Raw genomic sequence first — 19,045 nt, forward strand, 5'->3', positions numbered from 1 at the left:
CCCGCCCCGGCCGGGCCGGCGCCCCCCCCCCCCGCCGCCCCCCCCCCCCGCCCCCCCCCCCCCCCCCCCCCCCCCCCCCCCCCCCCCCCCCCCCGCCGCGCTCGACCTACCCCCACCCCGCTCCGCTTCGCGGATCGACCCTCCCCACAAGGGGGAGGGTGAAGAGGGTGAAGCCTGTTTCGCCAGCCGTTCCGCAAGCTGCCGCGCCGATGTGGCGCGCGGCGATCTTTCGGTGCGAAACCGCATCAGCCGCCGCTCGAGGTCGGCGCCGTCGCCACCGAGGCCGCGCTCGGTGAGCAGCACGGCGAGCATGGCCGCCTCATAGGCTTGACCGGTCCTGGCGGCCTCGGCAACCATGTGCGCCAGCCGCACCGGCAGCGCCAGCTTGCGCATCGCCTGCCCGGCGTCCGTCAGGCGCCCTGCCTCGTCGATGGCGTGCAGCGCATGAAGCAGCGCCCTTGCCTCGTTGAGCGCCGGGGCCGGCGGCGGATCGAGGAAGGCGAGGCTTGCCGGATCGGCAACGCCGAAGGCGGCGCAATCGAGCAGCAGGCCGGAAAGATCGGCCTCGAGGATTTCCGGCGGGGTGAAGGCGGGCAGTGCCGATGTCTGCTCGGCCCGCCACAGCCGGATAGCGATGCCAGCTTGCGTGCGGCCGGCGCGGCCGGCGCGCTGTTCGGCCGATGCACGCGAAACACGCACCGTCTCCAGCCGCGTCAGGCCGCTGGCCGGCTCGTAGCGCGGCAGGCGCGACAGGCCGGAATCGATGACGACGCGCACGCCGTCGATGGTGATGGAGGTCTCGGCGATCGACGTTGCCAGCACCACCTTGCGGCGGCCTGGCGGCGCCGGCCTGATCGCCGCATCCTGCGCCTTGCCGTCGAGCTGACCATAGAGCGGCACGATGTCGGTGTGGGCGCCGACCCTGCCCGCCAGCCGCTCGGCGGTGCGCTCGATCTCGCGCTGGCCGGGCAGGAAGGCGAGCACGCTGCCGCTTTCCTCGGCAAGTGCCGAACGGATCGCCTTGGCCATGGCGTCCTCAATAGCGATGCCGGCCGGTCGCTCGTCGTAGCGGATCTCCACCGGGAAGGCGCGGCCCTCGCTCTCGATCACCGGCGCGGCGGACAACAATTTCGCGACACGCGCGCCATCGAGCGTCGCCGACATCACCAGCAACCGCAGATCGGGCCTGAGCGCGCCCTGCACGTCGAGCGCCAGCGCCAGGCCGAAATCGCCGTCGAGCGAGCGTTCGTGGAATTCGTCGAAGATCACCGCCGAGACGCCGGGTAGCTCCGGATCATCGAGGATCATGCGCGACAAGACGCCTTCGGTGACGACGAGGATTCTTGTCCGCGCCGAAATGCGGTTTTCCATGCGCATGGCATAGCCGACGGTTTCGCCAGGCTCCTCGCCGATAAGCTCGGCCATGCGGCGGGCGGCGGCGCGGGCGGCGAGCCGGCGCGGCTCGAGCAGGACGATTTTGCCCGTGCCGGGCCATGGCGCATCGAGCAGCGCCAGCGGCACGAGCGTCGTCTTGCCGGCGCCGGGCGGCGCCACCAGCACGGCGGCGTTGCCGCTGCCGAGCGCTTCGCTCAGCGCCGGCAGCACGGCGGACACCGGAAGTTCCGGCAAGGCTCTCATCTTCATCGCGCCCGCATATCAGCGGCGATGGCCGGCGCGCAACCGGCGGGGTAACTTACAGCCTCGTGCGCGTGAACGGATTCCAGCGCACCGTACCCAGCCGCACCTCCTCGCGCACCATGGTCAGCAGCCCGGAAGCGCCGACGATCGCCAGGCCGACCAGCGACAGCGCGTCCGGATACTCCTGGAAGAACAGCGCGCCGAGGATCACCGCCCAGACGATCTGCGAATAATGCGTCGGCGCGATGCGGTTGGCGGGCGCGTATTTGACCGCCAGCAGCTGCAGCAATTGCCCGCAGGAGGTGAAGGCGCCCGATATGACGAACCATATCAATTGCCTGGCGTCCGGCAGCGTGAACGAAGTGGCCGCGGCGCCGACGCCATTGAAGACCAGGCCATAGCCGATCAGCACGCCAAGTATGGTCGTGCGCTTCTCCTGCTGGGCAAGCGAGCGCATCAGGATGATGCTGGCGGCGGCAAGGAAAGCGACGCAGAAGGCGGCAAGGTGGCCGAGATGCAGTTCGCGAAAGCCAGGCCTGACCACCAGCATGACGCCGGCAAAGCCGGCGACCACCGCCAGCCAGCGCCAGGGCCCGACCTTCTCCTTGAGGATGACGGTGGAGAGGATGGTGACGCAGAGCGGCGCCAGGAAGATCAGCGCATAGGCGTCAGTCAGCGGGATGGTGGTGAAGGCATAGACGCTGAGCACGCCGGAAAATATGCCCGCCCAGGCGCGGGCCTGCACCGCCCATGGGCGCTTGGTGCGCCAGAAATCGCGCCAGCGCTCACCATTCGGCCGGGTGAAGAGCATGAAAAAGCCGGCAAACAGCGTCGAGAAGAAGCCGATCTCGAACACGGTGAACTGCCCGCCCAGGCTTTTGACAACGGCGTCGTTGCACGAATAGCTTGCATAGGCGATCAGGGCGAGCAGGATTCCGTTCGTCACGTTCTTCCATTTCCGGGGAGAGAGCAGTGAAAATATTGGCGCTGGGTGCGCATCCCGACGACATCGAGATCTTCATGTTCGGTACGATGGCCGCCTATGCCACGCAAGGCGCGGAATTGATTTTTGCGATAGCCACGGATGGGGCCAGGGGCGGCAGGAGCGATCCGGCAGCGCTCGCCCGCGTCCGCCGCGAGGAAGCCACTGCCGCGGCGGGCCTGCTTGGCGCCACGCCGCACTTTCTCGATTTCCCGGACGGTGCGCTGATTGCCGATGCCGCCCTGATCGCGGCCCTCAGGGCGCTGATCGGCGATTTGAAGCCGGATCTGGCGATCACCCATGCGCCGAACGACTATCATGGCGACCACCGCGCGCTGTCGGATGGCGTGCGCATCGCGGCGTCTTTCGCAGTCCCGGTCCTGCATGCCGATACGCTCGGCGGCACCGGTTTTTCGCCGACGCACTATGTCGACATATCAGGGCATTTCGACCTCAAAGCCAAGGCGATCCTGGCGCATCAGTCGCAGGATCCCGAGCGCTTCGTCGAAGCGGCGCGTACGCAGAACGCCTTTCGCGCCGGCCAATGCAATGGCGCGGCCGGCTGCTTCGCCGAGGCGTTTCGCTTCGAGCCTACCTACCCCTTCGCCGACATTCGCGCCCTGTTGCCGCCGGCGCCTGCGATCCGGCCTGTAACCGTGAGCACCAGGGCGGTGACCTGAGCCGGCCGAACGCGCTGACAGCCAACTCTCCTTAGCCGGCACCAACGTTCCGCGCATATGCTGCGGCGCAGCAACGAATTCGCTTGCCTTGTTTAGTAAAAATTGCATCACTAAACAAATTACTAAACATTGGCCACGCGATCGCGCCGCCGTGTTTGGGCCCCTGAGGAGGGGGGTTCGTGGTTTTTTGAAACCGTCATCCGGACGCGTTTCGCAAATGGGAGGAAGGCATGAAATCGACCTTGAAACTGACGTTGGGTCTGGCCTCGGCGATGTTGGCGTCGACAGCCGTCTCGAACGTCGCGCATGCGGAAGACCTGACGCTTTGCTGGGCAGCCTGGGACCCGGCCAACGCGCTTGTGGAATTGTCCAAGGACTTCACCAAGGAATCCGGCATCGGCATGAAGTTCGAGTTCGTGCCGTGGACCAACTATGCCGACCGTTTTCTCAACGAGCTTAACTCCAAGGGCAAGCTGTGCGACCTGATCATTGGCGACAGCCAGTGGATCGGCGGCGCGGCCGAGAACGGCCACTACGTCAAGCTGAACGACTTCTTCGACAAGGAGAAGATCAGCATGGACGACTTCGTGCCGGCGACCGTCGTCGGCTATTCGGAATGGCCGAAGAACACGCCGAACTACTGGGCGCTGCCGGCGATGGGCGACGTCGTCGGCTGGACCTATCGCAAGGACTGGTTCTCCAAGCCGGAATTGCAGAAGGAATTCAAGGAGAAGTATGGCTGGGACCTCGCCGCGCCGACGACCTTCGACCAGCTCAAGCAGATCGCCGAGTTCTTCCAGAAGCGCGAGATCGACGGCAAGACCGTCTATGGCGCCTCGATCTATACCGAGCGCGGCTCCGAAGGCATCACCATGGGCGCCATGGACGTGCTCTACAGCTTCGGCTTCCAGTACGAGAACCCCAAGAAGCCCTACGAGATGGAAGGCTTCGTCAATTCCGAGAAATCGGTGAAGGGGCTGGAATTCTACAAGGCGCTCTATGATTGCTGCACCCCGCCCGGCGCCTCGAACAGCTATATGGGCGAAGGCGTTGATGCCTTCAAATCCGGCCAGGTGGCGATGCACATGAACTTCGCCTTCACCTGGCCAGGCCTGCAGAAGGACGAGAATGTCGGCGGCGACAAGATCGGCTATTTCGTCAATCCCAAGGGCCCAGACGGCGACCAGTTCGCCCAGCTCGGCGGCCAGGGCATCTCGGTGGTGTCCTATTCCGACAAGCAGGAGGCGGCGCTCAAATATATCAAATGGTTCGCCAACAAGGACGTGCAGGCCAAATGGTGGTCGCTCGGCGGCTATTCATGCCTCAACGCCGTGGTGAAAGACCCGAGCTTCCCGGCGAGCCAGCCCTACGCGCAGACCTTCCTCGACTCGATGGCCATCGTGAAGGACTTCTGGGCCGAGCCCAGCTACGCGCCGCTGCTGCAGGCCTCGCAGAAGCGCTTCCACGACTATGTCGTCGCCGGCCAGGGATCGGCCAAGGACGCGCTTGACGGCCTGGTCAAGGACTGGACCGAGGTCTTCCAGGACGATGGCAAGATGTAATCGGGGGCAAGATGTAAGGCTCCTCCCGAGCCACGACCCCAGAGCCGGATGATTTCGGAAGACCCGAAATCATTCGGCCCCGGACCAAGAGCGAGTGAGCATGATGTCGTCCGAAAACCGCTTAACACTTTTCGGCATCATGCTCTGGTCCCGTGCCGCCCTTGGCACGGGACGCAGTTCAGATAAATTCCAATGTCGAGACGACTTGAAGTGACCGAAGCGGGACTGACCATGCTCAATCGGACGGCGGACAGCGTTGCCCAGGCCACGCCTGAGCCGTTGGCCCGCAAGGTCCGGGGCATCAGCGACAAGGGCCTCGCCTGGCTGTTCATATCGCCGACGATCCTATTGCTGCTCGCCATCAATATCTTCCCGCTGTTCTGGGCGATCTATCTTTCCTTCACCAACTACCGCGCCAACCGCCCCAACGAGGTGGTGAAGAATGTCGGCCTTGCCAATTACAAGCGCATCCTCGGCGACCAGGACATCTGGATCGCCATGCAGACGACGGCGCATTTCGTGTTCTGGACCATTCTTCTGCAGACGCTGATCGGTTTTACCCTCGCCTGGCTGATCGATCGCAAGTTTCGCGGCCATGCCTTCTGGACGACCATCATCCTGGTGCCGATGATGCTGTCGCCGGCCGTGGTCGGCAATTTCTGGCGCTTCCTTTACGAGCCGCAGATCGGGCTGTTCGCCTACGCCATCTCCTTCGTGTCGGGCATTCCGCCGACCGATATCCAGATGCTGTCCAATGTCTCGCTGGCGCCGTGGTCGATCATCATCGTCGACACCTGGATGTGGACGCCCTATGTGATGCTGATCTGCCTCGCGGGCCTACGCTCCATCCCCGAATACATCTATGAGGCGGCCGAGGTCGACCGCGCCTCCAACTGGCGGCAGTTCTGGTCAATCACGCTGCCGATGGCGCTGCCCTTCATCATGCTGGCGGTGCTGTTTCGCGGCATCGAGAACTTCAAGATGTTCGACATGGTCACTCTGTTGACCGGCGGCGGGCCTGGCTCGACCACGGAAGTCGCCTCGATCACGCTGAAGCGGCAGGCTTTCGAAAGCTGGCGCACCGGCTACTCGTCGGCGTTCGCCATCATCCTGTTCGTCGCGGTGTTTGGGCTGGCCAACATCTACGTCAAGGCGCTGAACAAGGTGAAGCAGAGATGAGCCTGACCACAGCCCATTCGGTCGTTGCACCTTCGGCAAACGCGAAGCTCATCGCCGGCACGATCATCGTCGCCTATGCGCTGATCTCGATCGTGCCGCTGCTGTGGATCTTCGCCACCAGCTTCAAGACGCCACCGGACTCGATCGCCTATCCGCCGAAGATCGTTTTCCAGCCGAGTATCGAGGGCTACTGCAATTTGTTCACGACGCGGACAAGGCAGACGCCGGAATACATCAACTCGCTCGGACCGGCGACCGGCTTCTGCGACGAGACCGTGCGCAAGCGCAATATGGTGATCGCCGGACCGTCCAACTTCATGCCGCGCTTCGTCAATTCGTTGATCATCGCCTTCGGCTCGACCTTCTGCGCGGTGTTCCTCGGCACGCTGTCGGCCTATGGCTTCTCGCGCTTCAAGGTGCCGCTGGCCGACGACCTTTTGTTCTTCATCCTGTCGACTCGCATGATGCCGCCGATCGCGGTCGCGATCCCGATCTATCTGATGTATCGCGAGCTCGGCCTCTCCGACACCGCGCTCGGCATGATCCTGCTCTATACGGCGGTCAACGTGTCGCTCGCTGTTTGGCTGTTGAAAGGCTTCATCGACGAGATCCCGCGCGAATATGAGGAAGCGGCGATGATCGACGGCTACACGCGGCTGCAGGCCTTCTGGCGCACGGTTTTGCCGCAGGCGACCACCGGCATTGCCGCGACCGCCATCTTCTGCCTGATCTTCGCCTGGAACGAATACGCCTTCGCGGCACTCCTGACCTCGGGCACGGCGCAGACCGCGCCACCCTTCATCCCGACCATCATCGGCGAAGGCGGCCAGGACTGGCCGGCGGTGGCGGCCGGCACGACGATCTTCCTGGTGCCGATCCTGGTCTTCACCATCCTGCTGCGCAAGCAGCTCTTGCGTGGCATCACCTTCGGCGCGGTGCGCAAATGAGCACGATCCAGCCCGCAAAACGCAAATCGCGCTGGCCCGCCTGGGCTCGGCGCGGGCTGATGGAAAATATCGCCACCGCGATCATCGCCATTGGTTTCCTGATGCTGTTCCAGCCGTTCGCGCTGTCGCTCTACACCTATTCCTTCATCACCATGCTGGCCGGCACGGTGATGTTCATCATCGTCTCGAAGTTTCCGGAGTAGACGATGGCCGAAATCCGCGTTGAGCATCTGAGGAAAGCCTTCGGCGATTTCGTCGCGGTACAGGATTCCAACTTCGTCGTTGGCGATGGCGAGTTCTTCGTCATGCTGGGACCGTCGGGTTGTGGCAAGACAACGACGCTGAGGATGATCGCCGGGCTGGAACTGCCGACCGGCGGCAAGATCCTGCTTGGCGGCGAGGATGTCACGATGCGCCGCGCGCGGGAGCGCGACATCGCCTTCGTCTTCCAGCTTTTCGCGCTCTATCCGCATATGAATGTGCGCAAGAACATCGGCTTCCCGCTCTTGGCGCAAGGCATGCCCGGCGCTGAAATCCGCAGCAGGGTGGAAGAGACGGCCAAGCTGTTGCGCATCGATCATCTGCTCAACAAATCCGTCTCCGGTCTTGCCGGCGGCGACCGCCAGCGCGTGGCGCTCGGCCGCGCTATCGTGCGGCGGCCAAAATGCTTCCTGATGGACGAGCCGCTCGGCACGCTCGACACCGAATTCCGCGATCTCATGGTTCATGAGCTGCGCGAACTGCACAACCGCATCCATGCCACCACCGTCTATGTCACCCACGACCAGATGGAAGCGATGTCGATGGCCGACAAGATCGCGGTGATGAACCACGGCGTCATCGAACAGTTCGGCACGCCGCGTGAGATCTACGACCGGCCAGCGACCATGTTCGTTGCCGACTTCATCGGTTCGCCACCGATGAATTTTCTGGGCTTCGGCGGCGGGCTGGCGAAAGGGTCGAAGGAGATCGTCGTGCAAGGCGCCAAAGTAGCAGTGCCGGAGGTGCGCGAGGACATCGCGCCAGCCGAGATGGCGCTCGGCATCCGTCCCGAGCACATCCGCTTCGACGATGCTTCGAAATTGCGCGGCGCCATCTATGGCACCGAATATCTCGGCACCACGCAGATCGTGGCGGTGGAGACGGCGGACGGCATCATCAAGGCGCGGGTGCCGGCCGAAATCCGGCTCAACACGGGCGACCATGTCGGCTTGGCGCTGAGCAGCGGGCGGCTGTCGCTGTTCGACAAGGGATCCGGCCGGGCAGTGAGAACCGCAATCCATGACGCAGCCGTGGAGGCGCGCCATGGCTGACGTGCACATCAAGGGCGTGACCAAGAGTTTTGGCGAGCACGCCGCCGTCGACGGGCTGGACCTGCATATCAAGGACGGCGAGTTCGTCGTGCTGCTTGGCCCGACCGGGGCCGGCAAGACGACGACGCTGCGGCTGATCGCCGGGCTGGAACGGCCCGACACGGGCACGATCCATATCGCCGGCCGCGATGCGACGATGCTGTCGCCTGCCGAGCGCGACACCGCCTTCGTCTTCCAGCAATATTCGCTCTATCCGCATCTGTCGGTCTACGACAATCTCGCCTTTCCGCTGCGTTCGCCGGCACGGCGGCTTGCCGAAGATGCGGTGCGCCGCCGCGTCGAGGACGTGGCCAGGATGGTGCGCATCCATCACAAGCTGGACAACCGCTCGACGAAGCTTTCCGGCGGCGAGATGCAGCGCGTCGCCATCGGCCGCGCGCTGGTGCGCAAGCCCGCGATCTATCTGATGGACGAGCCGCTGTCGTCGCTCGACGCCAAGCTGCGTGCCGACCTTCGGCTCGAGCTGAAGCGCATCCAGGCCGAGCTTGGCGCCACCATGCTCTACGTCACCCACGACCAGATCGAGGCGATGACCATGGCCGACCGCATCGGCATCCTGGCCGAGGGCGTGCTGGTGCAGATCGGCACGCCGCGCACGATCTATTCGGAGCCGGCGAACCTGCATGTCGCGGCAAGGCTCGGCCAGCCGGCGATCAATCTGTTGCCGACCGGGCTCTTGCCCGATGGCGACATGCCGGCGGGGACGAAGACGATCGGCGCGCGCACCGAACATCTGTCGATCGGCAAGGCGTCGAACGGCCATGCCGACGGCGTTGTTGACTGGGTCGAGCATCTGGGCGACCAGAACCATCTGCATGTGACGGTCGGGACCAGGAAGCTGGTGACGCTGACCGACCCCGACACGCAATTGGAAAAGGGCGACAAGGTGATCATCCGCTACCGGGCGCCGCTGTTCTTCGACCAGGCCGGCAACAGGATCGCCAACCCATGAGCATAGAGGCGATGGACAAGGCCGGGACGATGGACAGACTTGAGCTGAAGGCGTTGATATCAGCCACCGCCGATACGATTGCCGCCCACGCTGAGGAGCTGACCGCGCTCGACCAGGCGATCGGCGATGGCGACCACGGGCTGAATATGAAGCGCGGTTTCGAGGCAGTGCGTGCCGAGGCAGACAATTTCGCGGCAAAGCCGCTGCCGGAAGCACTGAAGGCGATCGGCACGAAGCTGGTGATGACCGTCGGTGGCGCCTCGGGGCCGCTCTTCGGCACGCTGTTCATGGCGCTCGGCAAGGAAATTTCCCCAGAGCCCGATCGCGCCAATCTGGCGGCGGCGTTCGGCAAGGCAATCGAAGCGGTGGCCGCGCGGGGCAAGTCGCAGGTCGGGCAAAAGACGATGCTCGATGTGCTGCAGCCGGTGCACGAGGCGCTGCTGCAAGGCAAAACCGGGCCGGAAATCACTGACGCCGCCGACAGGGCGGCCGAGGCCACCGTGCCGATGAAGGCCTTGCGCGGCCGCGCCTCCTTCCTCGGCGACCGCTCGATCGGCCATATGGACGCCGGGGCGCGTTCGACCGCGCTGCTGGTACGGGCCGTTGCCGAAGCAATCGAGGCGCACGCATGAGCAATGTCGGTATCGTCATCGTATCGCACTCGCCGCTGGTCGCCGAAGGCACAGCGGACATGGTGCGCCAGATGGTCGGCGACGAAGTGCCGCTTGCATGGTGCGGCGGAAACGGCCATGGCGGACTGGGAACCAACGTCGAGGCGATCATGGGCGCTATCGATAAGGCCTGGTCAGAGGCGGGTGTCGCCATACTTGTCGATCTCGGCGGCGCCGAGACCAACAGCGAGATGGCGGTCGAGATGATCGGCGAGCCGCGCGCGCAGAAGATCATCGTCTGCAATGCGCCGATCGTCGAGGGCGCGGTGATGGCGGCGACGGAGGCTTCCGGCGGCGCTTCGCTAAGGGAAGTGGTGGCGACGGCGCATGAATTGTCGCCATCGTGAACGAACAGGAATTTTGACAGCATGTCCGCATCCGCCGAAGCCACCGTCCTGATCACCCACGAAGTGGGTCTGCATGCGCGCCCTTCGGTGAAGTTCACCAAGCTCGCCAAGACATTTTCGGCCGAGATCGAGGTGGCGCTCGCCGCCAACGGGCCGTGGTTCGACGCCAAGAGCATCGTCAAGGTGATGGCGGCCAAGGCGCCGAAAGACACGATGCTGCATATCAGGGCCAAGGGCGACGGCGCCGGCGAGGCGGTCGACGCGCTGGTCGAGCTGGTGCGGCGCGATTTCGACGAAGGCGCGGACCATGTCCGAACCGCTTAGGCTGACAGGCATTTCAGCCTCGGCCGGCTATGCCGAGGGGCCGCTGTTCAACCTCGAACCGGTTGCCGCGCGCTACGCCAGCAAGGCGACGTCAGCGGATGAGAAGGCCGCGCTCGCGGCGGCGATCGGCGTTGCGTCAAGCCGACTCGCCGGGCTGATGGAAACAGCCGACGGCGAGGCGGCCGGCATCCTCGAATTCCAGGTGGCCATGCTGGAGGACGATGCGCTGACCGGCCCGGCCTTCGCGGCGATTACAGCCGGCCAGCCTGCCGATGCGGCCTGGCGGCAGGCGCTCAATGCCGAGATCGCGGGCTACGAGACCTCGGACCAGGATTATTTCCGGGCGCGCGCCGCCGACATGCGCGATATCAGAGACCAGGTGCTGCGCGCATTGACCGAAGACGGCGAGGCCGCGGCACCTGCCGGCGCCATCTTCTATGGCGAGGACATCGCCCCGACACGTTTCCTCGAAACAGACTGGAGTTCCGGCGGCGGCATCGCGCTGAAAGCCGGTAGTGCCGCCAGCCATGTCGCCATGCTGGCGCGCTCACGCGGCGTACCGATGGTCGTGGGCCTTGGGGTCGTCGGGCTTGGCGCTTCGCCGGCTCATCTTGCCGGCATCGCACTGCTCGACGCCGAGCATGGCGGCATCGTGCTTTCGCCGTCGAAGGCCGAGATCGAAGCTTTCCGCCGGTCTTCGTCGTCGTTCACGGCCCGTCGCGACAGGGCACAGACCTATCTGGAGAAGCCGGCCGTGACCAAAGCCGGCACGGCGGTGCGCGTGCAGGTCAACATCGCCGATCCGTCCGATGTCGACGGGATCGATATCTCGACCTGTGACGGCGTCGGGCTGATGCGCACCGAATTCCTGTTCGGCAAGACGCTGCCGGATGAGGAGACGCAATATCGCGCCTACCGCAAGGTGCTGGAATGGGCCGGCGAAAAGCCGGTGACCATCCGTACCGTCGATGCCGGCGGCGACAAGCCGGTGCCGGGCTTCACCGTCGAGGAAGGCAATCCGTTCCTCGGCCTGCGCGGCATCAGGCTGTCGCTGGCGCGGCCGGAGGTGTTTCGCGTGCAGATCCGGGCGCTGCTGCGCGCCGCCATGCATGGCAATCTCAAGGTGATGTTCCCGATGATCGCCGTCGTGGACGAATATCAGCGAGCCGCCGCCTCGTTCGCGGAAGAACAAGCCGGGCTTTCCGCGCGCGGCGTCGCATGCAAAATGCCGCCGCTGGGCATCATGGTGGAAGTGCCTTCGGTGGCGATCGCGCCCGAGGCATTTTCCGGCGTCGCCTTCTTCTCGATCGGCTCCAACGACCTGACGCAATATGTGATGGCGGCCGCGCGCGACAATGCCTCGGTCGCGCATCTGAATTCCGTTCGGCATCCGGCGGTGCTCCGGCTGATCGCTTCCGTCGCCGCCTTCGGTCAGGCGCAAGGGATACCAGTCAGCCTGTGTGGCGATGCCGGCGGCGATCCGGTCTCGATCCCAGCCCTGCTTGAGGCCGGCCTGCGCGACCTCTCCGTGGTGCCGGCACAACTCGCCATGGCCAAGGCGGCCATCGCGGACGTAGCCGTCTAGGGCGCCGGTATGGCCGACAAGACGCCAGAACCGGGTTCGGAGGAGGCGATCCGCGCCTACAAGACGATCCTGTCGCAGGTCATCGACCAGCGCCCGTCGGGTATGCGCCAGCGCCTCGCCGACGCGCTGGGCAAGCATCGCAGCTTCGTCACCCAGATCTCCAGCCCGGCCTATTCGATCCCGATCCCGTCAAAACATTTGCCGGCTATTTTTTCCGTCTGCCATTTCAGTCCGGCCGAGCGCGACCACTTCCTCACCGCCTACCACCAGGCGCATCCTGGGAAGATGTCGGTGGCGGCGGGCATGCGCAAGACGCGGCACGTCTCGCTGATCGTGCCCGATTTCGGCGACGAGAAGCAGAACGCGGCGCTCGACCGGGCGGTCAACGATTTCATCCAGAAGATCACCAGCATCACCGGCAAGGGTGGCGGCTGACCGCTTGTCGAGCGGCTATTTCGGGAGGACGGCCATGAAGAAATTTCTGAACTCGGTAGATACGGTGCTGACAGAAAGCCTCGACGGCTTTGTGGCCGCGCATTCCGACATATTGGAGCTTGGCGACGAGCATAAATTCGTCCGCCGGAAGCTGCTCAAGCCGGGCAAGGTGGCGCTGATTTCCGGCGGCGGCTCCGGCCACGAGCCGCTGCATGGCGGGCTGGTCGGGCACGGCATGCTGGACGCCGCCTGCCCCGGCCAGGTGTTCACCTCGCCGACGCCGGACCAGATGATGGCGGCGGCGGAAGCCGTCAACACCGGCGCAGGCTGCCTGTTCATCGTCAAGAACTACGAGGGCGATGTGATGAATTTCGACATGGCGGCCGAAATGTCTGAAGGCGTCATGCAGATCGTGACCAATGACGATGTCGCCGTCGAGAATTCGTCCTATACGACCGGCCGGCGCGGTGTCGCCGGCACGCTAGTCGTCGAAAAGATCGTTGGCGCGGCGGCCGAGCAAGGCATGGCGCTGAAAGAGCTGAAGGCGCTGGGCGATCGCGTCAACGGCGCGACGCGCTCGATGGGCGTGGCGCTGACCAGTTGCACCGTGCCGGCGGCGGGCAAGCCGACCTTCGACATCGGCGACGGCGAGATGGAGTTCGGCGTCGGCATCCATGGCGAGCCCGGCAGGCGACGCGACACGCTGAAGAGCGCCGATGCCATCGCCGAGGAGATCTGCCTGGCGATCCTGGGCGATCTCGGCGACCGGGCGAAGGGCCCGGCGCTGCTCTTCGTCAACGGCTTCGGTGGCACGCCGCTGATGGAGCTCTATCTGATGTATAACAGCGCCCGGACAATCTTCGAGAAGCACGGCGTGGCGGTGACCCGCTCGCTGGTCGGATCCTATGTGACGTCGCTCGACATGGCCGGCTGCTCGATCACGCTGACCATGCTGGACGACGAGACGACCGCATTGTGGGATGCACCGGTGCATACGGCGGCATTGCGCTGGGGCATGTAGCTTCGCCGGTGCTTTTCTGCGACCATGTCAGGGATATCGTCGCCAATTGCAAACGCTGCCCTGATTGATGCTGCCACCGCTGACGCCCGACGATGAAAAACTGCTGCTGAACTACGCGGATCCCGAGGCGCCGACTGTCGGCGACCCGGCTGCAAAAACCCTGTCGGCCTTGCTCGCCAATGCCGAGTTTCATGGCGTGCTGCCGATCATGTTGCGCAAGCTGCCGGAGCGTGGCGACAGGCGCCTGCCTCAGGATGCGGCGTTGCAGGAGCAATTGTCCAGCTTGCGCCAGAAGGCGCCGATCGTCACCGGCCAGTCGATGCTGCTGCAATATCACGGCGATCGCATCATGAAAGCGCTCGCCGCGGACGGTGTGCCGGCGCGGATCGTCAAGGGTCCGGTCTTTGCCCGGAAGCTCTACCGGCATGTCACCGACAGGCCGTTTACCGACATCGACATACTGGTCGAGCCGGCCAATCTGCCCCATGCGAACCAGGTTATCGCGGGATGCGGTTTCAAGCTCGCCGGCGATGAAGCGCGCTCGCGGGAGTTGCAGGAGTTCAAATGGCTCAAACAGGAGAATTCGAGCCTGCTGATCGAGTTGCATGGCAATCTGGTGCATGATACCGGCATGCGGCGACGCCTGTCGCTCGGCTTCGCCGAATTGCGCGCGATCGACGGCGAGGCAACCGACACGCCGGCGGCACTTCTCACCATCGCCATCGTCCACGCCTGCGGCGGGCATAAATTCCACCGGCTGCAGCTTTGCGTGGACGTGCTGCAGGGCGTTCGCGCGCTCCAGTCAGCGGAATCGGAAGAGCGTCTGCTCGAGGCGGCGCGCATGACGGGCATCGAGCTCGAGCTGGCAACGGTGCTCAACGTGACCGGCCTCCTGTTCGACGACGCCCACGCCCTTGAACTGGCGGGACGGATCAAGCCCGATCTGGGCATCCGCCTGGCCAGGCGGCTGATCACCAGGAAAACCCTGCTGAACGTCAATTCCAGGAACAGGATGGGTTCGCGTCTCAGCCGCGACGCCTTCCGCTGGATCCAGCGGCTTGCCAGGGCAAAGCCGAACTTCGCCTGAGAAGACGGCTCGGCGTGGTTGTCCTTTCAACCCTGCTCCAAGGCAAAGTGTATCAGCGGCGCGGCATCGGTTGGCGTGGACCCCACTTCCAGCGTAAAGGTCGGGACGGTCGAGACCAGCCCGGCGATCGTCGCCAGCCGGTGCTTTTGCAACGGCAACAGGCCGGTCATGCCGGTCCTGACATTGTCCGCGGCAAGCGCGACCATCGCATCGGTCCGGGCCATGGCCAGGAGCCTGCTCTGGCCATCCGCCGACCGCGCGAGGTGGAGAAGTGCCGCCACCGGTCTGATGCTGGAATCTTCGACCCGTATGATCTCGCCCAGCCGTTCGAGCGCGACCGCCTGCTCGCCATTGCGGTCCCATGAAGGGCCGAGGCATGGCGCAACGAGCGGAACCATCTCGGCGGTCCTGCGATGGATCTTCACGGCACGCGGCAGGCCCCAGGCTGTGGCCTTCCCAGACACAACGTTGAGGATCATGGCGTCGTCCGAGCAGAGGCCGAAGCCTTGCGAGGCCAGCGCCAGCGACGTCGTGGTCTTACCGGTGCCGCTCGGCGCGTGGATCAGCACCAGGGCATCGCTATCAGGCAAGGTCAGGCCTGCGGTGTGCAGCATGTGCTGGCCACCCGCATCGAGTGCGGCGTCGAGGAGCAGCATCCAGGCGGTCCAGGTAATCCTGGTATCCGGGCGGACGCGGATTTCGGCCCAGCCTTCGCCGGCGTGGATCGCCACCGTCTGCCGGCCGGGGAAAATCAGATGGATGAGGGCGCCATCGTCGATCATCCGGCAGTGGCCGTCCTCCGGCACCTCGCCATCGAAGGCGAGAGACCCGTGGGGCATTTCGGCCAAGGAGTGCGTCTCGAGGATGCGGATCAGAAAGTCCGGCTCGACCGGCGCCGTCGTGCGCAGGCTGGCGAGCATCCTGTCGAAATCCCGCCAAAGCTCAGGGCTTGCGGCCGATATGCCGACGACCTGCCCGTTGAGGGCATAGCGACCCTGAGCCAAAGGTCCGGTCAAGCGGCACGCGCCTTCGCCGTGTCGGCGTGGTGACGATAGATCTCGACCATGCCCGGAAGGCTGTCGCTGACCACCGGCCTGCCATCGAGGCAGACCCAGCAATGCGCCGCCAGGCTCGGCGCCTGCATAGACCTCGGATCGACGCCGAAGCGCAGATCTGGATCGAAGCCGGCAAGCCGGAGGAAGCGGTGGGCGAGCAGGCCTTCCCGCAGGCATCTGCGATCGCGCATCAGCCAGGGATGCCTGACCGTGCGGTTGATCGCCGCCACGATGTAGGACGCCGGCAGGCCGCGGTAGGGGGTCGATGACTGTAGCGGCGCCCATTTCAGCACGGCTTCGAAATCGCGTTGGCCGATCAGCACCGGCATCAGCCGCGCGCTTGCCCACAGGTGGGCTCGAAACAGCGCACGCAGAAGAGGTCCGTCAGCCATCACGCAGCCGGGGCGGCGAGGATGCCTTCCGCCACCAGTTGCTCGGCCAGCGCCGCCATGTCCTGATCGAGCGTATCCTTGTCGACCTCGAACTCCTGGGAAAGCAGACCGACGATCTGATCGAGGCTGCGCGCCCCATCCACCTTGTCGAGAAAGGCCTCGGTGGTGTCGTTGCAAGTGTAGAGCTGGCCACTGCGCGCCAAAAGCACAACGGCGCCATCGCCGGCATGCTGGACCGAGGCATCGTCCGCCAGCCGCAGAACCATTTCAGAGGCAATTTCGACCATGGGCCCGCTCCAGACCATGCAGGATTGCTGCGAAGCAAATGGCGCGGCAACGTTACGCTGTCTATCGCATGGCGTTGCCCAGGAGGGCAATCGCTTCAGTTCCAACAGTTGCACCGATGTGACTCCCCCAGAAATAGTCGGTGACAGCCTCATGACAAGCCGCGCTTCGGCATTGTCAGGCTGACAAAGGGATTCTAGGCACGGTGCTGCGCTTCTTACCCTGGGTAAGGTAAGAAGCCGGCGGTTTTTTGGGAGACAGCTGATGCGTTACAATTGGGATCGGGCGCCGACGAGCCTCGAACGTCATCGCAAGGCGCTGGCGGCAGCCATATTGATCGCCGGCGGAGTCGGGCTCATGCTCGCGGCATTGCCGTTTTAGAATCGGGCACGATCTGGTCCTCGTGTAGGCCACCTCGCCATCTTGCCCTTAGGCGAGGTCGCCGAAAGACGAAATTGCACATCGTTGCGAAAAACCGCATAGGCTATCCCCGGCAAATGGTTTCTGGGGAGGAAGCTGGATGGCATCACGCTATCACGAGGTCTATGACGGCTGGAAACGCGACCCTGTAGGGTTTTGGGCCGAAGCGGCCAAGGCCATCGACTGGTTCACGCCCTTCGATAGCGTGTTCGATGCCAAGGCCGGCGTCTATGGCCGCTGGTTCAGCGGCGCCTCCTGCAACACCTGCTTCAACGCCGTCGACCGCCATGTCGCGGGCGGGCGCGCCGACCAGATCGCGCTGATCCACGACAGCGCCATTACCGGCACCGCGAGGAAATACACCTACGCCGAACTGAAGCGCGAGGTGGTGGCGCTGACCTCGGTGCTGAAGAATCGCGGCATCCAAAAAGGCGACCGCGTCATCATCTACATGCCGATGGTGGCGGAAGCAGCGATTGCCATGCTTGCATGCGCCCGCATCGGCGCGGTGCATTCGGTGGTCTTCGGCGGCTTTGCCTCGCACGAGCTCGCCACCCGCATCGACGACGCCAGGCCGAAGCTGATCATTTCCGCTTCCTGCGGGCTGGAACCCGGCCGCATCGTTGCCTACAAGCCGCTGCTCGACAAGGCGATCGAAATGTCGAGGCACAAGCCCGAAGCCTGCCTCATCCTGCAGCGCGAGCAGTTGCGGTGCGAGATGAGAGAGCACTACGATATCGACTATGCCGATGCCGTCGCCCGCGAACGGGCCGCGGGCGCCAATGTCGACTGCGTTCCGGTGCTCGCCACCGACCCGCTCTACATCATCTACACCTCCGGCACGACCGGCCAACCCAAGGGCATCGTGCGCGACAATGGCGGCCACATGGTCGCCTTGAAATGGACGATGGAGAACGAGTTCGGCGTCAGGCCGGGCGAGGTGTTCTGGGCGGCCTCCGATGTCGGCTGGGTGGTCGGCCATTCCTATATCGTCTACGCGCCGCTGCTGCATGGCTGCACCACTGTGCTGTTCGAGGGCAAGCCGGTCGGCACGCCCGACGCCGGCACCTACTGGCGGGTGATAGCGGAGCATGGCGTCGTCGCGCTGTTCACCGCGCCGACCGCTTTCCGCGCCATCAAGGGACAGGATCCCAAAGGCGAATTCATTCCGAAATACGATTTGTCGAAATTCCGCACGCTGTTCCTGGCCGGCGAGCGCGCCGACCCGGAAACCGTCAAATGGGCGGAGCAGAAGCTGAACGTGCCGGTCATCGACCATTGGTGGCAGACCGAGACCGGCTCGCCGATGACGATAAACCCGGCGGGGCTGGGCCTGCTGCCGGTGAAATACGGCTCGCCCGGCGTGCCGATGCCGGGCTTCGACATTCGTGTGCTCGACGATGCGGGCCATGAAGTGCCGCGCGGCACGCTGGGCAATGTGGTGGTGAAGCTGCCGCTGCCGGCGGGCTGCCTGCCGACGCTATGGAACGCCGATGCCCGGTTCCGGCAAGCCTATCTCGACGAGTTTCCTGGCTTCTACAAGACGGCCGATGCCGGCATGATGGACGACGATGGCTACCTCTTCGTCATGGCCCGCACGGACGACATCATCAATGTCGCCGGCCACAGGCTGTCGACGGGCGCGATGGAGGAGGTTCTTTCAGCGCATCCCGACGTTGCCGAATGCGCCGTCATCGGCATCGCCGACCAGATGAAGGGCCAGGTTCCGCTCGGCTTCGTCGTGTTGAATGCGGGCGTCGCGCGCGACACCGGCGCCATCGAGAGCGAAGTGGTCGCCCTGGTGCGTGAGCGGATCGGTCCGGTCGCCGCCTTGAAGACGGTGGTGACGATCAAGCGCCTGCCCAAGACGCGTTCCGGCAAGATCCTGCGCGGCACCATGCAGAAGATCGCCGACAGGCAAGAATGGGCAATGCCGGCGACGATCGACGATCCCGTCATCCTTGACGAGATCACGGCGGCACTGAAAGGACGCGGCATCGGGCTTTAGCAACTCTGGAGCCCGGCAAGCGATCACGGCGTCGGATGAATTCCCGAATTCATCCCGCATTGCAATCGACTGTTGTGCAATGCAGCAATAGACCCTAGACTT

The 19,045-nt window shown here is 64.5% G+C and carries 20 protein-coding genes; 15 read left to right on the forward strand and 5 right to left on the reverse strand.

The features are described from left to right. Together hrpB and AC0L2H_RS03975 are read right to left on the reverse strand one after the other, a co-directional pair. Positions 1-1,644 (reverse strand): ATP-dependent helicase HrpB (gene hrpB / locus AC0L2H_RS03970; protein WP_473588982.1); only part of this gene is annotated, 1,644 nt, incomplete at its 3' end. Between the two features lie 49 nt (positions 1,645-1,693). Then, on the reverse strand, positions 1,694-2,584 hold the full coding sequence (locus tag AC0L2H_RS03975; protein ID WP_473588983.1) for a DMT family transporter: 891 nt from the start codon (positions 2,582-2,584) through the stop codon (positions 1,694-1,696). A gap of 26 nt (positions 2,585-2,610) precedes the next feature. On the opposite strand from AC0L2H_RS03975, the gene AC0L2H_RS03980 reads away from it, so the two are divergent. From AC0L2H_RS03980 to AC0L2H_RS04045, 14 genes are all read left to right on the forward strand, one after another. Beyond that, positions 2,611-3,300: a PIG-L deacetylase family protein gene (locus AC0L2H_RS03980; RefSeq protein ID WP_473588984.1), complete on the forward strand. Its 690-nt coding sequence runs from the start codon at positions 2,611-2,613 to the stop codon at positions 3,298-3,300. A 230-nt stretch (positions 3,301-3,530) separates the two neighbouring features. After that, entirely contained in the window at positions 3,531-4,862 is a 1,332-nt protein-coding gene (locus AC0L2H_RS03985) for an ABC transporter substrate-binding protein (protein ID WP_107649269.1), read from the forward strand. Between the two features lie 231 nt (positions 4,863-5,093). Then, on the forward strand, positions 5,094-6,041 hold the full coding sequence (locus AC0L2H_RS03990) for a carbohydrate ABC transporter permease (protein ID WP_473589460.1): 948 nt from the start codon (positions 5,094-5,096) through the stop codon (positions 6,039-6,041). Beyond that, positions 6,038-6,988, forward strand: coding sequence for a carbohydrate ABC transporter permease (locus AC0L2H_RS03995; RefSeq protein WP_107649268.1), 951 nt, complete (start codon positions 6,038-6,040; stop codon positions 6,986-6,988). Before AC0L2H_RS03990 ends, AC0L2H_RS03995 begins: the two co-directional genes overlap by 4 nt. After that, complete coding sequence (locus AC0L2H_RS04000) at positions 6,985-7,191, forward strand: hypothetical protein (RefSeq protein WP_473588985.1); 207 nt, start codon at positions 6,985-6,987, stop codon at positions 7,189-7,191. Before AC0L2H_RS03995 ends, AC0L2H_RS04000 begins: the two co-directional genes overlap by 4 nt. A gap of 3 nt (positions 7,192-7,194) precedes the next feature. Next, positions 7,195-8,301 (forward strand): ABC transporter ATP-binding protein, encoded by a 1,107-nt coding sequence (locus tag AC0L2H_RS04005; protein ID WP_473588986.1) that lies wholly within the window; start codon positions 7,195-7,197, stop codon positions 8,299-8,301. Beyond that, positions 8,294-9,313, forward strand: coding sequence for an ABC transporter ATP-binding protein (locus AC0L2H_RS04010; RefSeq protein ID WP_473588987.1), 1,020 nt, complete (start codon positions 8,294-8,296; stop codon positions 9,311-9,313). Before AC0L2H_RS04005 ends, AC0L2H_RS04010 begins: the two co-directional genes overlap by 8 nt. A 29-nt stretch (positions 9,314-9,342) precedes the next feature. Continuing rightward, positions 9,343-9,945, forward strand: coding sequence for a dihydroxyacetone kinase subunit DhaL (gene dhaL / locus AC0L2H_RS04015; RefSeq protein ID WP_473589461.1), 603 nt, complete (start codon positions 9,343-9,345; stop codon positions 9,943-9,945). Beyond that, positions 9,942-10,331, forward strand: coding sequence for a dihydroxyacetone kinase phosphoryl donor subunit DhaM (gene dhaM / locus AC0L2H_RS04020; RefSeq protein ID WP_006325214.1), 390 nt, complete (start codon positions 9,942-9,944; stop codon positions 10,329-10,331). Before dhaL ends, dhaM begins: the two co-directional genes overlap by 4 nt. A 21-nt stretch (positions 10,332-10,352) precedes the next feature. Further along, positions 10,353-10,655, forward strand: coding sequence for an HPr family phosphocarrier protein (locus tag AC0L2H_RS04025; protein WP_473588988.1), 303 nt, complete (start codon positions 10,353-10,355; stop codon positions 10,653-10,655). Next, entirely contained in the window at positions 10,639-12,240 is a 1,602-nt protein-coding gene (gene ptsP / locus AC0L2H_RS04030; RefSeq protein ID WP_473588989.1) for a phosphoenolpyruvate--protein phosphotransferase, read from the forward strand. The genes AC0L2H_RS04025 and ptsP overlap by 17 nt, the downstream gene beginning before the upstream one ends. Positions 12,241-12,249: 9 nt before the next feature. Continuing rightward, on the forward strand, positions 12,250-12,675 hold the full coding sequence (locus AC0L2H_RS04035) for a hypothetical protein (protein ID WP_473588990.1): 426 nt from the start codon (positions 12,250-12,252) through the stop codon (positions 12,673-12,675). Between the two features lie 34 nt (positions 12,676-12,709). Then, on the forward strand, positions 12,710-13,696 hold the full coding sequence (gene dhaK / locus AC0L2H_RS04040) for a dihydroxyacetone kinase subunit DhaK (RefSeq protein WP_473588991.1): 987 nt from the start codon (positions 12,710-12,712) through the stop codon (positions 13,694-13,696). Positions 13,697-13,763: 67 nt separating this feature from the next. Next, on the forward strand, positions 13,764-14,783 hold the full coding sequence (locus AC0L2H_RS04045) for a nucleotidyltransferase family protein (RefSeq protein ID WP_473588992.1): 1,020 nt from the start codon (positions 13,764-13,766) through the stop codon (positions 14,781-14,783). Between the two features lie 26 nt (positions 14,784-14,809). Here the strand turns inward: AC0L2H_RS04045 and AC0L2H_RS04050 are convergent, their stop codons facing one another. Genes AC0L2H_RS04050 through AC0L2H_RS04060 form a run of 3 tightly spaced genes read right to left on the reverse strand, consistent with a single transcriptional unit; the run spans position 14,810 to position 16,517 of the window. Continuing rightward, positions 14,810-15,799 (reverse strand): serine kinase, encoded by a 990-nt coding sequence (locus AC0L2H_RS04050; protein WP_473588993.1) that lies wholly within the window; start codon positions 15,797-15,799, stop codon positions 14,810-14,812. Next, positions 15,796-16,230 (reverse strand): lasso peptide biosynthesis B2 protein, encoded by a 435-nt coding sequence (locus AC0L2H_RS04055; protein WP_473588994.1) that lies wholly within the window; start codon positions 16,228-16,230, stop codon positions 15,796-15,798. Before AC0L2H_RS04055 ends, AC0L2H_RS04050 begins: the two co-directional genes overlap by 4 nt. Continuing rightward, the gene (locus AC0L2H_RS04060) at positions 16,230-16,517 is read right to left on the reverse strand and encodes a PqqD family protein (protein ID WP_473588995.1); all 288 of its coding nucleotides are present in this window, start codon (positions 16,515-16,517) and stop codon (positions 16,230-16,232) included. The genes AC0L2H_RS04055 and AC0L2H_RS04060 overlap by 1 nt, the downstream gene beginning before the upstream one ends. Positions 16,518-17,035: 518 nt before the next feature. Between AC0L2H_RS04060 and AC0L2H_RS04065 the strand changes: the two genes are divergently transcribed. After that, complete coding sequence (locus tag AC0L2H_RS04065; protein WP_473588996.1) at positions 17,036-18,943, forward strand: propionyl-CoA synthetase; 1,908 nt, start codon at positions 17,036-17,038, stop codon at positions 18,941-18,943. Positions 18,944-19,045 lie beyond the last annotated feature (102 nt).

It is taken from the genome of Mesorhizobium sp. WSM4871, assembly GCF_055811295.1.